Source organism: Thioalkalivibrio sp. ALE17, assembly GCF_000425605.1.
Classification (GTDB): domain Bacteria; phylum Pseudomonadota; class Gammaproteobacteria; order Ectothiorhodospirales; family Ectothiorhodospiraceae; genus Thioalkalivibrio.
The window spans coordinates 83,896-99,581 of record NZ_KE384404.1 but is presented as its reverse complement, the minus strand read 5'-3'; the positions used below and the strand labels follow the sequence as shown (position 1 = coordinate 99,581).

General features: G+C 67.1%; 12 protein-coding genes and 1 tRNA gene. 12 read left to right on the top strand and 1 reads right to left on the bottom strand.

Annotated features, from left to right (window positions below):
* The first annotated feature begins 38 nt into the window (after window positions 1-38).
* From H609_RS0111410 to grxD, 6 genes are all read left to right on the top strand, one after another.
* A tRNA-Gln gene (locus H609_RS0111410) sits at window positions 39-113 on the top strand.
* Between the two features lie 142 nt (window positions 114-255).
* Window positions 256-1,194 carry a ribose-phosphate diphosphokinase gene (locus H609_RS0111405; protein WP_196799341.1) on the top strand — a complete coding sequence of 313 codons (939 nt, stop codon included), beginning with the start codon at window positions 256-258 and terminating at the stop codon, window positions 1,192-1,194.
* 123 nt (window positions 1,195-1,317) lie between these two features.
* Window positions 1,318-2,019, top strand: coding sequence for a 50S ribosomal protein L25/general stress protein Ctc (locus H609_RS0111400; RefSeq protein WP_019592791.1), 702 nt, complete (start codon window positions 1,318-1,320; stop codon window positions 2,017-2,019).
* A 25-nt stretch (window positions 2,020-2,044) separates the two neighbouring features.
* Window positions 2,045-2,668 carry an aminoacyl-tRNA hydrolase gene (gene pth, locus H609_RS0111395; protein ID WP_028484989.1) on the top strand — a complete coding sequence of 208 codons (624 nt, stop codon included), beginning with the start codon at window positions 2,045-2,047 and terminating at the stop codon, window positions 2,666-2,668.
* Window positions 2,665-3,759 (top strand): redox-regulated ATPase YchF, encoded by a 1,095-nt coding sequence (gene ychF, locus H609_RS0111390; protein WP_019592956.1) that lies wholly within the window; start codon window positions 2,665-2,667, stop codon window positions 3,757-3,759. The genes pth and ychF overlap by 4 nt, the downstream gene beginning before the upstream one ends.
* 81 nt (window positions 3,760-3,840) lie before the next feature.
* Entirely contained in the window at window positions 3,841-4,170 is a 330-nt protein-coding gene (gene grxD, locus H609_RS0111385) for a Grx4 family monothiol glutaredoxin (protein ID WP_017940669.1), read from the top strand.
* 356 nt (window positions 4,171-4,526) lie between these two features.
* Here grxD and rnt read toward each other — a convergent pair whose 3' ends face one another.
* Window positions 4,527-5,213: a ribonuclease T gene (gene rnt / locus H609_RS0111380; RefSeq protein ID WP_017940668.1), complete on the bottom strand. Its 687-nt coding sequence runs from the start codon at window positions 5,211-5,213 to the stop codon at window positions 4,527-4,529.
* Window positions 5,214-5,485: 272 nt separating this feature from the next.
* Here rnt and aceE point away from each other — a divergent pair, with 272 nt between their 5' ends.
* From aceE to H609_RS0111350, 6 genes are all read left to right on the top strand, one after another.
* Window positions 5,486-8,149 carry a pyruvate dehydrogenase (acetyl-transferring), homodimeric type gene (gene aceE, locus H609_RS0111375; protein WP_028484988.1) on the top strand — a complete coding sequence of 888 codons (2,664 nt, stop codon included), beginning with the start codon at window positions 5,486-5,488 and terminating at the stop codon, window positions 8,147-8,149.
* Window positions 8,061-9,497 (top strand): dihydrolipoyllysine-residue acetyltransferase, encoded by a 1,437-nt coding sequence (gene aceF / locus H609_RS0111370; protein WP_369773672.1) that lies wholly within the window; start codon window positions 8,061-8,063, stop codon window positions 9,495-9,497. The genes aceE and aceF overlap by 89 nt, the downstream gene beginning before the upstream one ends.
* A 24-nt stretch (window positions 9,498-9,521) precedes the next feature.
* Window positions 9,522-11,303, top strand: a complete 1,782-nt coding sequence (gene lpdA, locus H609_RS0111365) for a dihydrolipoyl dehydrogenase (protein ID WP_018876045.1) — start codon at window positions 9,522-9,524, stop codon at window positions 11,301-11,303.
* A gap of 6 nt (window positions 11,304-11,309) precedes the next feature.
* The gene (locus tag H609_RS0111360; RefSeq protein ID WP_018876046.1) at window positions 11,310-12,290 is read left to right on the top strand and encodes an OmpA family protein; all 981 of its coding nucleotides are present in this window, start codon (window positions 11,310-11,312) and stop codon (window positions 12,288-12,290) included.
* 57 nt (window positions 12,291-12,347) lie between these two features.
* Window positions 12,348-13,571, top strand: a complete 1,224-nt coding sequence (locus H609_RS0111355) for an argininosuccinate synthase (protein ID WP_028484986.1) — start codon at window positions 12,348-12,350, stop codon at window positions 13,569-13,571.
* A 118-nt stretch (window positions 13,572-13,689) separates the two neighbouring features.
* Window positions 13,690-15,606 carry a diguanylate cyclase gene (locus H609_RS0111350; RefSeq protein WP_038036306.1) on the top strand — a complete coding sequence of 639 codons (1,917 nt, stop codon included), beginning with the start codon at window positions 13,690-13,692 and terminating at the stop codon, window positions 15,604-15,606.
* Window positions 15,607-15,686 lie beyond the last annotated feature (80 nt).

The window sequence follows — 15,686 nt, the reverse complement described above, 5'->3', positions numbered from 1 at the left end:
ATGCCGGCCAGGCAGTACAATAGAGTCCAGCGAGTTATTGGGCCGTAGCCAAGCGGTAAGGCAGCGGGTTTTGATCCCGCCATGCGCAGGTTCGAATCCTGCCGGCCCAGCCATTTCCCGCCTCGCGCCACAAGGGCGTGAGGCACAACCATCAGGACCCCGGCCCAGCACCGGGGTCTATACTGGGGCCCGGGCGATATCGCAGCCCGCCCCACTCCATCCAGACCGGGACGAACCGTGGTCGACAAGAATCGCATGATGATCTTCGCGGGCAATGCGAACCCGCGTCTCGCCCAGGCCGTTGCCGAGCACCTGGGGCTGCCCATGGGCAAGGCCATCGTCGGACGTTTCAGTGATGGCGAGGTGCAGGTCGAGCTGCTGGAGAACGTCCGCGGTCGCGACGTGTTCCTGATCCAGCCGACCGGCCAGCCAACCAACGAGAACATCATGGAGCTGGTGATCATGGTGGATGCGCTGCGCCGCGCCTCGGCCGGCCGCATTACCACGGTGATCCCGTATTTCGGCTACGCGCGCCAGGATCGGCGCGTGCGCTCGGCGCGGGTGCCGATCTCGGCGAAGGTGGTCGCGAACATGATCGAGGCGGTGGGCGCGGACCGTGTGTTGACGATCGACGTGCACGCCGACCAGGTGCAGGGCTTCTTCAACGTCCCGGTAGACAACATCTATGCCTCGCCGGTCCTGCTGGGCGATGTCTGGCGGCATGTCTCGGGCGATCTGACCGTGGTGTCGCCGGATGTCGGCGGGGTGGTGCGCGCCCGCGCGATCGCCAAGCGGCTGGACGACGCCGACCTGGCGATCATCGACAAGCGCCGCCCGCGCGCGAACGAGTCGGAGGTGATGCACATCATCGGTGATGTGCGCGGCAAGTCCTGCATCATCATCGATGACCTGGTGGATACCGCCGGCACGCTGTGCCAGGCCGCGAAGGCCCTCAAGGAGCACGGGGCGCACTCGGTGATGGCCTACGCCACGCACCCCGTGCTTTCTGGCGCGGCAATTGATAACATAAACGGTTCGGCGCTTGACGAGCTTGTGGTGACCGACACCCTGGCCCTGCAGCCCAACGCGCAGAGCTGCGACAAGATCCGGCAGTTGTCGGTGGCGGAGATGCTGGCGGAGACCATCCGCCGCATCAACCGCGAGGAATCCGTCAGTTCGCTGTTCATGGACTAGCGAGAGCGTCGGGCCGAAAACGATTTCGGGAGGTTCGCCTCCCTTCAGCGCCCCGCCTGGTCGCGGGCGGGGTGTGTTCAGGGCGCTTCGGGTGAAGCGCCTTTCATTTTGGAGACCGTAGCAATGAGCATGAGCTTTACCATTGAAGCCGAGAAGCGTGACGAACAGGGTTCGAGTGCGAGCCGCCGCCTGCGTCGCGCCGGCAAGCTGCCCGCCATCCTGTACGGGGCGGACAAGGACGCCGTGGCCATCACGCTGGATCACAACGCGATGGTCCATAACCTCAAGGAAGACGCGTTCTACTCGCACATCCTCAGCGTGAAGCTGGACGGCAAGACCGAGAAGGCGATCCTGCGCGACGTGCAGCGCCATCCGTTCAAGCCGACCATCTACCACGTCGACCTGATGCGCGTGAGCGCCAACCAGCCGATCCGCGTCAGCGTGCCGCTGCACTTCCATAACGAGGAAGAGGCCAAGGGCGTGAAGCTGGGCGGCGGCATGGTCAGCCGCATGATCAACGAGCTCGAGGTCGAGTGCCTGCCGGGCGATCTGCCCGAGTCCATCGATATCGATGTCGTCGAGATGGATGTCGGCGATACCCTGCATATCTCCGAGCTGAAGCTGCCGGAAGGCGTACAGAGTGTCGCGCTGATGCATGGCGAGGAATACGACTACGCCGTGGTCAGCGTCCTGCTGCCGCGCGCCGCCAAGACCGAGGAAGAAGAGGTCGAGGAAGGCGAGGCTGCCGAGGCCGAAGGTGGCGAGGAAGCCGCGGGTGGCGAAGAGGCCTCCGGCGACGAGTCGGAGTCCGGGGACAAGGAGTAAGCCCCTGCGGCTTGCCGCCTGAACGATGGCGATCCAACCCGAACCGATCCGTCTGGTGGTCGGGCTGGGCAACCCGGGCCCGCGTTATGCCGAAACCCGGCATAACGCGGGTTTCTGGTTTGTGGACACCCTGGCCCGCCGGCATGGCGCGGACTTTCGCCCCGAGAGCCGCTTCGATGGCGAGGCGGCCCGCCTCAATCTGCCCGCGGGCGACTGCTGGCTGCTCAAGCCCATGAGCTTCATGAACAAGAGCGGCCTGCCGGTGCGCAAGTGCGCCGATTTCTACCGTATACCCCCCGAGGCCATCCTGGTCGTCCATGACGAACTGGACCTCGATCCGGGCGTGGTGCGGCTGAAGATGGGTGGCGGGCATGGCGGCCACAATGGCCTGCGGGATCTGCACCGACACCTGGGCGGCCCGAACTACGCCCGGCTGCGGGTCGGCGTCGGCCACCCGGGGCATCGCGATGATGTGGTGCCCTTCGTGCTGGACCGTCCCGGCAAGGCCGATACCCAGGCGATCGAGGAGGCCATCGACAAGGCCCTGGATCAGGTGTCTGCGCTGGTAGCCGGGCGCTGGGACGAGGCGGTGCGCAATCTGCATGGCGGCAGCACGAAGCCGGCCACGAATTCCGAGGAAACCCGATGAGTCTTAAATGCGGGATCGTGGGTCTGCCGAACGTCGGCAAGTCCACCCTGTTCAATGCCCTCACGCGTGCGGAGATCGCCGCGGAGAACTATCCCTTCTGCACCATCGATCCGAACGTGGGCGTGGTGGAGGTCCCGGATCCGCGCCTGACCCGGCTGAGCGAGATCGTGAAGCCCCAGCGCACGCTTCCCACCACGGTCGAGTTCGTGGACATTGCCGGGCTGGTGGCCGGGGCGGCCCAGGGCGAGGGGCTGGGCAACCAGTTTCTGGCGCATATCCGCGAGACCGACGCCATCGCGCAGGTGGTGCGCTGCTTCGAGGACGACGACATTGTGCATGTCGCCGGCAAGGTCGATCCGATCGCCGACATCGAGACCATCAGCACCGAGTTGATGCTGGCGGATCTGGAGACCGTGAACAAGGCGCTGAAGCGTCTGGAACGGGCGGCCAAGTCGCAGGACAAGACCGCGATCGCCCAGCTCAAGGCCGCCGAGAAGGTCGGGGCCGGCCTGGATCAGGGGATTCCTGCGCGGGCCCAGGATCTGGACGAGGACGAGCGCCGGGCACTGTACGACCTGCATCTGTTGACCCTCAAGCCGCTGATGTACATCGCCAATGTCGACGAGGCCTCGCTTGCCGGGGGTAACGCGATGGTGGAGGCAGTGCAGGCCCGCGCGGCCGAGGAGGGTGCCGAGGTAGTCAGTGTCTGCGCTGCCATCGAGGCGGAGATCGCGGTGCTCGACCCGGAGGAGCGCGCGGAATTTCTGGCCGATCTGGGGCTGGAAGAGCCGGGGCTGGACCGGGTGATCCGCACCGCCTATCGCCTGCTGAGCCTGCAGACATTTTTCACCGCCGGCGAGAAGGAGGTCCGCGCCTGGACCGTGCGCCAGGGCTCCAGCGCGCCGCAGGGGGCCGGGGTGATCCACACCGATTTCGAGCGCGGTTTCATCCGTGCCGAGGTGGTCGGTTACGACGACTTCGTGGCCCACAACGGCGAGCAGGGCGCGAAGGACGCGGGGAAATGGCGCCTCGAGGGCAAGGAATACGTGCTCAAGGAAGGCGACGTGGTACATTTCCGCTTCAATGTCTGAGCGTTATACTAGGAATTGACCCGGGGGCGCCGGGCCCTGCCGCCTGGCGCCCCGTTCGGCACCCAATCTCGGAGTACAGTAATGGACGTAATGGATCGTATCCGCCAGCAGGTGGAAGACAACCCGGTGGTGATCTTCATGAAGGGCACCCCGCAGTTCCCCATGTGCGGCTTCTCCAGCCGTGCAGTGGAGGCGCTGAAGCGCTGCGACCAGGAATTCGGCTACGTGAACGTGATCGCGGACCAGGAGGTCATGCAGAATCTGCCGCGCTTCGCCGACTGGCCGACCTTCCCGCAGGTCTACATCGACGGCGAGCTGATCGGCGGCTGTGATATCACCCTCGAGATGTTCGAGAGTGGCGAGCTGAAGAAGATGGTCGACGAGGCCCACGCCAAGCGCGCCGCGAGTTAAAGCATGGAGGTGGGCGGCAGCCCTAGGGGCTGCCGCCCAACCAAAACCGTCATCCGCGAGGCCCAGCAAGGGATCGTGGTGATCTCCTGATGTGCCCCCGGATTCCCGCCGTCGTGGCCGTGTCCGGGAGATTGCGTCACCCCTGCGGAGTTCGCAATGACTGGAGAGGGTTGGTCATCGCGAGCCCCGCAGGGGCGTGGCGATCTCCCGAAGCATCGACGCGCCCCGAGCGGTGCCGACGGTGGGAGATTGCTTCACCCCTGCGGGGTTCGCAATGACGGGGCTGAGGGTTGGGTCATCGCGAGGCGCGCAGCGCCGTGGCGATCTGCGAGGGGTCGCAGGGCGTGTGTTGTGTGTCAGCTCCCGGGCGGAAGTTCTTCCGGGTCGGGCAGGCGTAGTGCTGGCTGCGGCACGCCGATCCCGTCCTGCCAGCGGTTGGCGATCTGGCAGAAGATGTCCGCCGTCTTTTCCGCGTCGAACGCGGCGCTGTGGGCGGACTCGGTATCCCAGCCAATCCCCGCGGCGTCGGCCGCACGTGCCAGCACCGTCTGCCCAAAGGCCAGTGCCGAGAGCGACACCGTGTCCAGGCTGCTGAACGGGTGGAACGGGTTACGCTTGATCCCGCAGCGTTCGGCCGCGGTATGCACGAAGCCAAGGTCGAAGTGCGCATTGTGTCCGACCAGGATCGCGCGCTTGCAGTGGTTGACCTTCACTTCACGGCGGACCTCGCTGAACAGCTTCCCCATCGCCTGATCCTCCGGCCAGGCGGCCCGCAGCGGGTGGTACGGGTCGATGCCGTTCACTTCCAGGGACTTCGGGTCCATCTCCGAGCCTTCATAGGGACGCACATGCAGACTCACCGTGCGATCGCGCACCAGGTGGTCCTGCTCGTCCCGGCGCAGAAACACCGCGGCCACTTGCAGGAGCGCATGGCGGCGGCAGTCGAAGCCCCCCGTCTCCACGTCCACCACCACCGGCAAAAAGCCGCGGAAACGGTTCGCCATTGGGCGGTGCTGCGGGTCCAGCTGGACGGGTTCGGCCATGGTTTTGCTCGATCTCGATGGGGGTGTTTCGCGGGTTTTGGAGTCGTTACGGGCGCATCGGAAGGCTTTCGCGGTGTTTGCGGATTTTTCCGCATATTTTGCCGACGTTCGGCGCCATAGAAGGCTTTCGCTTGACCTGTTGGTGGCACAGTCGGGATACTTGCGCCTTTTATGCCCGCCCGACACCGGCGCATGGTAGCAAATGCCCGACCGCCCGGTGGTCCGGCCCCGTCGTGGCAACCCGATTCCCAACCCGTTTTCAGGGGTAGAGCATGGACCCGAACGCGACCGAACACGATATCGACCCGCAAGAGACCCAAGAGTGGATCGACGCTCTGGCCTCCGTGCTGGAGACGGATGGCCCCGAGCGGGCGCATGCCCTCCTCGAGCGCCTGGTCGACAAGGCGCGCCGCAGCGGGGCCTACCTGCCGTACTCCGCCAATACCGCCTATGTGAACACCATCCCCACGCACCTGGAACCCGAGTATCCGGGGGATGGCGCGGTGGAGCATCGCATCCGTTCCTATATCCGCTGGAACGCGATGGCGATGGTGGTCAAGGCCAATCGTGCATCGTCCGAACTGGGTGGGCATATCGCGACCTTCGCCTCCGCCGCCACGCTGTATGACGTCGGCTTCAACCACTTCTGGCATGCCCCTTCGCACGATCACGGGGGCGATCTGCTGTTTGCCCAGGGGCATTCCTCGCCGGGGATCTATGCCCGCGCGTTCATGGAGGGCCGCCTGAGCGAGGAGCAGCTGGACCACTTCCGTCGCGAGGTCGATGGCAAGGGCCTGTCCTCCTACCCGCATCCGTGGCTGATGCCGGACTTCTGGCAGTTCCCGACCGTGTCCATGGGTCTGGGACCAATCATGAGCATCTACCAGGCGCGCTTCATGCGCTATCTGCAGGATCGCGGCCTGGCCCAGACCGAGAACCGTCGCGTCTGGAGCTTTGTCGGTGACGGCGAGGTGGACGAGCCGGAGACCCTGGGCGCGATCACGCTGGCCTCGCGCGAGAAGCTGGACAACCTGACCTGGGTGGTGAACTGCAACCTGCAGCGTCTGGACGGCCCGGTGCGCGGCAATGGCAAGATCGTGCAGGAGCTGGAGGCGATCTTCCGCGGCGCCGGCTGGAACGTGGTCAAGGTGCTGTGGGGTCGCTACTGGGACCCACTGCTGGCCAAGGATACCGACGGGTTGCTGCAGAAACGCATGATGGAGGCGGTCGACGGCGACTACCAGAACTACAAGTCGCGCGACGGCGCCTACGTGCGCGAGCACTTCTTCGGCAAGTACCCCGAGCTCAAGCGCATGGTGGCCAACATGTCGGACGAGGACATCTGGCGCCTCAACCGCGGCGGCCATGACCCGGTCAAGGTCTATGCGGCCTACAAGGCGGCGGCCGAGCACAAGGGGCAGCCGACCGTGATCCTCGCGCACACGGTGAAGGGTTACGGCATGGGCGCGGCGGGCGAGGCGCAGAACCGCACCCACAGCCAGAAGAAGATGGACGCGGACGACATGAAGCAGTTCCGCGACCGCTTCAATATCCCGCTGTCGGACGAGCAGGTGGAGAGGGCCGAATACATCAAGCCGGACCCCGACTCCGAGGAGATGAAATACATGAACGCGCGGCGCAATGACCTGGGCGGTCATCTGCCCGTGCGCCGGCCGCTGGCTACCCCGCTCGAAGTGCCCGGCCTGGACGCCTTCAATGGTCTGCTGGAGGCCTCCGGCGAGCGCGAGATGTCCACCACCATGGCCTTCGTGCGTCTGCTGACCCTGCTCGCGCGCGACAAGAAGATCGGCAAGAACATCGTCCCGATCGTGCCCGACGAGGCTCGTACCTTCGGCATGGAAGGGCTGTTCCGTCAGCTGGGGATCTACTCCTCGGTCGGCCAGCTCTACGAGCCGCAGGACAAGGACCAGGTGATGTATTACAAGGAGGACAAGAAGGGCCAGATCCTGGAAGAGGGGATCAACGAGGCCGGCTCCATGTCCTCCTGGATCGCGGCGGCCACGTCCTACTCCACGCATGGCGTGGCGATGGTGCCGTTCTACATCTTCTATTCGATGTTCGGCTTCCAGCGTATCGGCGACCTGATCTGGGCCGCCGGCGACATGCGTGCCCGCGGCTTCCTGATGGGGGCGACTGCCGGGCGCACCACGCTGGCCGGCGAGGGCCTGCAGCACGACGACGGCCACAGCCTGATGATGGCCGCCAACGTGCCCAACTGCATCGCCTACGACCCGACCTTCGCCTATGAGCTGGCGGTGATCGTGCAGGACGGCATGCGCCGCATGTACGCGGAGCAGCAGAGCGTCTTCTACTACATCACCGTGATGAACGAGAACTACCCGCAGCCGGCCATGCCGAAGGGTGCCGAGGAAGGCATCCGCCGCGGCCTATACCGGCTGCAGGCGGGTGGGCGCAAGAAAAAGAAGGTGCGCCTGCTGGGCTCCGGTACCATCCTGCGCGAGGCCATTGCCGCCGCCGAGCTGCTGGACCAGGACTTCGGTGTGGCCGCCGAGGTCTGGAGCGCCACCAGCTTCAACGAACTGGCCCGTGACGGCCGCGATGCCGAGCGCCACGCCCGCCTGAACCCGGAGGCCAAGCCGCGCAAGTCCTGGGTGGGAGAATGCCTGGGCGGTTCCGACGCCCCGGTGGTGGCCGCCACCGATTACGTCCAGGCCTACCCTGACCAGATCCGCGCCTTCGTGCCGGCCGACTACCGCGTGCTGGGCACCGACGGCTTCGGCCGCTCGGATACCCGCGCCGCGCTGCGGCGCCACTTCGAGGTGGATCGTTACCACATTGCGGTCACGGCCCTGAAGGCCCTGGCCGATGCCGGGACCGTCGAGGTCAAGACCGTCAGTGATGCGATCAAGAAGTACGAGATCGACGTCAAACGGCCCAACCCCTTGCAGGCCTGAGGCCGCCGGTACCGAGGCAGGAGCAGACATGAGCAACACGACTACCGTGCACGTGCCGGACATCGGTGATTTCAAGGACGTCGAGATCATCGAGGTGATCGTCAGCGCCGGGGATACCGTCGCCCCCGAGGATCCGCTGATCACGCTGGAATCCGACAAGGCCTCCATCGAGATCCCGGCCCCGCAGGGCGGGACGGTGAAGGCCCTGAAGGTGAAGGCCGGCGATCGCGTGAACCAGGGCGACCCGATCCTGGAGCTGGAGCCCTCCGACGAGGGTGCCGCCGAGGACACCTCCGCCAAGGACGAGGCACCGAAGCAGGAAGCGCCGTCTTCCGCGGAGGCCCCGGCCGAGCCGGCCCCCGAGGCCGAGAAGCCGCAGCCTGCCCCGAAGGCCGCCGACCGGGCCGATCCGCGGCCGTCGCCGACCGAACACATCCGCGACGAATCGGCCTTCCGCAAGGCCCATGCCTCGCCGGTAGTGCGCAAGTTCGCGCGCGAGCTGGGCGTGGACCTGAGCAAGGTCGAGGGTTCCGGGCGCAAGGGCCGCATCCTGCGTGAGGACGTGCAGGGCTTTGTGAAGCGCGCCCTGAGCCAGGGTGCCGGCGGCGGCCTGGGCGTGGAGCCGATGCCGGAGATCGACTTCTCCGAGTTCGGTCCGATCGAGACCCAGCCGCTGTCGAAGATCAACAAGCTCACCGGCAAGAACCTGCATCGCAACTGGGTCACCGTCCCGCACGTCACCCAGTTCGACGAGGCGGACATCACCGAGCTCGAGGACTTCCGCAAGTCGCTGAAGGCCGAGTACGAGAAGAAGGGCGTGAAGGTCACCTTCCTGCCGTTTTTGATGAAGGCGGTGGTCTCCGCGCTCAAGCAGTACCCGCGCTTCAACGCCTCGCTGGATGCGACCGGCGAGAACCTGATCCTGAAGCAGTACTACAACCTCGGCATCGCGGTGGACACGCCGGACGGTCTGGTCGTCCCGGTGGTGCGTGACGTCGACCGCAAGAGCCTGGTCGACATCGCCTCCGAGCTGATGGACCTGTCTCAGCGCGCCCGCGACAAGAAGCTCAAGCCCGCGGACATGCAGGGCGGCTGCCTGACCATCTCCAGCCTCGGCGGGATCGGCGGGACCCAGTTCACCCCGATCGTGAATGCCCCCGAGGTCGCGATCCTCGGCGTGTCGCGCTCCAGCATGAAGCCGGTGTGGAACGGCAAGGAGTTCGAGCCGCGCCTGATCCTGCCGCTGGCGCTGTCGTACGATCACCGGGTGATCGACGGGGCCCTGGGCGCGCGCTTTGCCACCACGCTGAGCGCATTGCTGTCCGACATGCGCCGCATGCTTCTGTAATTGAATTCTTACCGGAGTGACTGGATGAGCCAGACCAAGACCATCGAGGTCCCGGATATCGGGGATTTCAAGGACGTCGAGATCATCGAGGTCCTGGTGCAGCCGGGCAGCGAGATCGCGCCGGAAGACCCGCTGATCACGCTGGAGTCCGACAAGGCGACCATCGACGTGCCTGCCCCCGAGGCCGGCACCGTGAAGAAGCTGCACGTGAAGGTCGGGGACAAGGTGTCCCAAGGCAGCAAGCTCCTGGACCTTGAGGCCAGCGGCGCGGCCGCGGAAAGCGATGACACCCCCGCATCGGGCGGCGACAAGGCCGAATCCGCCAAGGCGGAATCCGCTGCCGAGAGTGCGCCGAAGAAGGAGGCGCCCAAGGCCGCTGCCGACCCGAACACCGACAGTCAGTGCCAGGTACTGGTGCTGGGCTCCGGCCCCGGCGGCTACACCGCCGCCTTCCGCGCCGCCGATCTGGGGCTGGACGTGGTGATGGTCGAACGCTACCCGGTGATCGGCGGCGTGTGCCTGAACGTTGGCTGCATCCCGTCCAAGGCGTTGCTGCATGCCGGCGAGGTGCTGCACGAGGCCGAGCGCTTTGCCGCGCTGGGTATCAAGTTCGGCGAGCCGGAGATCGATCTCGACGGCCTGCGCGGCTACAAGGGCAACGCGGTCAAGAAGCTGACCGGCGGCCTGAAGCAGCTGTGCAAGCAGCGCAAGGTGCGCGTGGTGCAGGGTGTGGGCGAATTCGTCGGCGCCAACAGCATCGCGGTGGAGGGTGACGAGGGCCGCGAGGTGATCGGTTTCGAGCACGCGATCATTGCGGTCGGCTCGCAGGCGATCAAGCTGCCGGGCTTCCCCTGGGACGACGAGCGGGTCATGGATTCCACCGACGCCCTGGACCTGGCCGAGATCCCCAAGCGCATGCTGGTGGTCGGCGGCGGCATCATCGGTCTGGAAATGGCCTGTGTGTACGAGGCGCTGGGCTCCAGGGTCACGGTGGTGGAGCTGTCCGACACCCTGATGCCGGGCGCGGACCGCGACATCGTGCGCCCGTTCGAGAAGCGCGCGAAGAAGCGTTTCGAGAACATCTTCCTCAAGAGCAAGGTGACCGAGGCCAAGGCCACCAAGGCCGGCATCGTCTGCCAGTTCGAGGGCGAGGCCAAGGGCCTGCCGGAAGAGGACACCTTCGACCGGGTGCTGGTCGCCGTGGGTCGCAGCCCGAACGGGGCCAAGATCAAGGCCGAGGCGGCCGGCGTGCAGGTGACCGATCGCGGTTTCATCGAGGTCGACAGCCAGCAGCGCACCAACGTCGAGCATATCTTCGCCATCGGCGACGTGGTCGGCCAGCCGATGCTGGCGCACAAGGCCACCCACGAGGGCAAGGTCGCGGCCGAGGTGATCGCCGGGCACAAGGTGCACTTCGATGCCCGCGCGATCCCGTCCGTTGCCTATACCCACCCCGAGGTCGCCTGGATGGGCGTGACCGAGGAGCAGGCCAAGGCCGACGGCATCGAATACACCAAGGGCGTGTTCCCCTGGGCTGCCTCCGGCCGCGCGATCGCGCTGGGCGCGGAGGACGGCCTGACCAAACTGCTGTTCGACGCGGATGGCCGCGTGATCGGAGCCGGCATCGTGGGCCCGTCCGCCGGCGACCTGATCGGCGAAGCGATGCTGGCGCTGGAGATGGGCGCCGAGGCCGAGGACATCGGCCTGACCGTGCACCCGCACCCGACGCTCAGCGAGACCGTGGCCTTTGCCGCCGAGGTCGCGCACGGCTCGATCACCGACATCCTGCCGCCGAAGAAGCGCTAGCCGGCCATGGCCGGCCTGCGCCAGTGGCTGCGTCGTGCGCTCCCGGGCCTCCTGGTACTGGGGGCCGGCATGGCCACGGCGGGCGCCGGGCCCTACAGCGAGCCGCTGGAGCACAGTGACTGGCAGTTGACCGAGGGCGATGCGAGCTGCCGCATGGAACAGACGGTCCGTCATGGCGGCGTCCTGCGCTTCGAGGCCCGGCCGGGCCTGATGACCGCGGCGTTCTGGGAGGCCCCCTATCCGATGCCGCCGGGTAGTGCACCGCGTCTGCGAACCGGTGCCCCGGAGTGGCTGCGTCCTGCGACCGAGGCCCCGCTGGACCTGCAACTGCAGGCGCGTGACGATCGCCTGTTCCGTGTGCCCCCGGCCTTCGCCCAGCCGCTGAAGGCGCGTCTGCTGGCGGGGCACGACGTGCGCATCGACTTCCCGGACGGGGATGATGCCGTGCATTTCCGGGGCATCCGCTTCGCCCGGCGGGCCCACGACTTCCGCGCCTGCTACGGCGAGCACGCTGCGCCCGCGGCGACGCCGGAGGCGGGCGCGCTGGACCGCTGGAGCGTCTATTTCGAAACGGGCCGCCACCGCCTCGATGCCGAGGCACAGGAGGTCCTGAAACGGGCGGCGCGTGCGCTGGTGGGCGCCGATGCCCCCCGCATACGGGTGGTGGGCTGGACGGACGCCGCCGGCCCGCTGGAGATCAACCGCCCCTTGAGCCGCAACCGTGCCGAGGCGGTGCGCGATGCCCTGGTGGACGAGGGGGTGCCGGTCACAGGGATCGAGATCCAGGCCCCGGGCGTCGATCCGGCCGCGGAGGGTGCCCGTCAGGCCTCGCGCCGCAGCGATATCTGGTGGCTGGATACTGGCGGGCCGAGTGTGGATGGCCCAGCGGCCGCGCCGCGGCCCTCCGGCTCTTCGGAGGGCGCTGACGGGCGCGGTTTGGGCCCCGAAGAGGATCCGTCCGCACCGTCCGCGACCCCGGCGTGGTAGTGACGCCGGTTACGAAAACGACTATATCTTCACGTTAAGACAAGGATTGGCATTCTTATGAGTTCCTCCATCAAGCGCGTCGTCCTCGCCTACTCCGGCGGGCTGGATACCTCGGTCATCCTCAAGTGGCTGGAGGAGCAGTATGGCTGCGAGGTCATTACCTTCACCGCCGATCTCGGTCAGGGCGAGGAGGTCGAGCCGGCCCGGGCCAAGGCCGAGGCCCTTGGCGTGAAGCAGATCTACATCGAGGATCTGCGCGAGATCTTCGTGCGCGACTACGTGTTCCCGATGTTCCGCGCCAACACGATCTACGAGGGCGAGTACCTGCTGGGTACCTCCATCGCGCGCCCGCTGATCGCGCGGCGCCTGGTGGAGATCGCCGAGGAGAACGGGGCCGACGCCATCGCCCACGGTGCCACCGGCAAGGGCAACGACCAGGTGCGCTTCGAATTGGGCGCCTATGCGCTGAAGCCGGGCATCCAGGTGATCGCCCCCTGGCGGGAGTGGGACCTGAACTCGCGCGAGCGCCTGATGGCCTACGCCGAGCAGCACAACATCCCGGTGGACTATGCCAAGAAGGGCACCAAGTCGCCGTATTCCATGGATGCGAATCTGCTGCACATCTCCTACGAGGGCGGCCCGCTGGAAGACCCGTGGACCGAGGCCGAGGAAGACATGTGGCGCTGGTCGGTCTCACCGGAGGCGGCCCCGGATGCATCCGAGACGCTGACCATCGGCTTCGAGAAGGGCGACCCGGTCTCGATCAACGGCGAGCGCCTGAGTGCCGCGGCGCTGCTGTCGAAGCTCAACGAACGTGGCGGGGCCCACGGCGTGGGCCGGCTGGATATCGTCGAGAACCGCTACGTCGGCATGAAGTCGCGCGGCTGCTACGAGACCCCGGGCGGCACCATCCTGCTCAAGGCGCGTCGGGCGCTGGAGTCCATCACCCTGGATCGCGAGGCCGCGCACCTGAAGGACGAGCTGATGCCGCGCTACGCCAGTCTGATCTACAACGGCTACTGGTGGAGCCCGGAGCGGCGCATGCTGCAGGCCGCGATCGACGACACCCAGGGCGAGGTCAACGGCGAGGTGCGCCTGCGCCTGTACAAGGGCAACATGATCGTCGCCGGCCGCCGCTCCGAGGACACCCTGTTCGACGACGCCATCGCCACCTTCGAGGACGATGCCGGCGCCTACGACCAGAAGGACGCCGAGGGCTTCATTCGCCTGAACGCACTGCGCCTGCGCATCGCCGCCAGCCGCAACCGGAAGCCCACATGAGATGACGGACCACGACCACCAGCCTCCGCGGTCCCGATGTACCCTGGCAGGGCGCACCGGCGTGGCGTGGGGGCTGGGAGGGGCGGGCCTGCTGCTTCTTGTGCTGCTCGGGTGGTGGATGCCCGGTGCGCTGCCGGCCGCGGGAGCGGGCGACGCCGACGCCCCCGCCGAACAGCGGCTGGTGCTGGGGATCCTCGCGCACCGCGGGGACGAGGTCGCGCGCAGCCGCTGGACCCCGTTCGCCGAGTACCTGTCGGAGCAGGTGGACGGCGCGTCCTTCGAACTTGAACCCGTGGACAACGATGGGCTGCAGGCGGCGGTAGCGGAAGGTCGCTTTGACCTGGTTCTGACCAACAGCGGCTCCTACGTGATGCTGGAGCAGCAGCACGGCATCTCCCGCATCGCCACCATGCAGCCGCGCCAGGTCGGCCGTGACGAGGATCGTTTCGGCGCGGTGGTGATCACGCGGGCCGATCGTGAGGACCTGGTAGAGCTGGACGACCTGCGGGGGCAGCGACTGTCGGCCGTGCACCCCGATGCCTTCGGGGGCTGGTGGATGACCTGGCGCGAGCTGCAGGCGGCCGGTCTGGATGTCGAAAGCGACCTGGCGGCGCTGGTGTTCACCGGCTTCCCGGTCGGTCGCGGGCTCGACTGGGTGCTGCAGGGCGAGGTCGATGCCGCGACCTTTCGCACCGGCATCCTGGAAGATCTCGCAGCCCGCGGGGATCCGCGGGTGGACCAGGTCCGTGTGGTCGGCGAACGCGCCTTTCCCTCGTTTACCTACCGCGCCAGCACGCGGCTGTATCCCGAGTGGCCGCTGGCCATGCGCGGTGACCTGGACGCCGGGCTCGCCCACGCGATCCTGCTGGCGAGCCTCTCGCTGGACGAGGGGCACCCGGCCAGTCGGGCGGCCGGTATCGGGGGCTGGGCCGCGCCGCGTTCCTACGAGGACGTGCACGGCCTGATGTACGAACTGGGGGTGGGTCTGTACGCCCCGCAGCCGTTTGATGTCCTGGCCTGGCTGCGCGGCCATCTCCTGTGGCTGGTGTCGGTGCTGGCGGCGGTTGCGCTGCTGGCACTGCTGTATGTGTCCCGGGTCCATGCCCGGGTGCGGCGCTCCGGGCACAACCTGGAACGCAGCATGGACGCGATCCCCGATGCGGTGATCACCCTCGATGCGCATGGTGGCATCTCCTACGTGAACCCGGCGGCCCGGGATCTGGCCGGACTGACCCGCGATCAGGTCCTGGGCTGCTCGCTGGACCAGCTCCTCGACCTGCGCGAGCTCGGGACGGGCCGCCCGCTGTTACCGGACAATGCCCGGGGCGAACGGCTCGACCAGGCCCTGGGAGAACGCTCGGATGCGCGCCTGGTCCGGCGCGACGGGCATGAACTGATCGTGCGCATCGCCCGCACGGCCCTGGATCCGGTCGCCGGCACTTCGGTCCGTACCTTGCTGGTGCTGACGGACGTGTCCGAGGAGCGCCGGCTGGTCGACCGCCTGGTGCACGAGGCCAGCCACGATGGCCTGACCGGCCTGCTGAACCGGCGCGCCTTCGAGCGCGAACTGGAGATCGCGATGCACGCGGCCCGCGAGAATCGCGCGGTGGCCAGCCTGTTGCTGGTGGACCTCGACTACTTCAAGGAGGTCAACGACCGTCATGGACACCGCGTGGGCGACTACCTGCTGCGTCAGGTGGCCCATGTCCTGCGCCAGTTGACCCGCGGCCATGATGCCGTGGCGCGGATCGGGGGCGACGAATTTGCGATCATTGCCCGTGACACCAACGCCGAGTATGGGCGTATTCTTGGTCAGCGCATCTGCTCGGCCCTCGGTGACCGGCCGTTGCAGGTGGAAGCACGTGACGTCACCATTGGCGCATCGGTGGGCGTGGTCGAGCTGGGGCCCGATATCCCCGGGGTGGACGAGGCGTTCGTCGCCGCCGACCGGGCCTGCTACCACGCCAAGGATCAGGGTCGCGGCCAGGTCGGGCTCGCGCGCAAGGCGGATATCCATCCGATTGCCGGATCCTGAGGGCGATCCGGTACCGGCCTGCGCGGAACGGCTTCGTGCCGGCGCGGTCCCTGCGACACCGGTGCGGCGCCGGTTCGAAA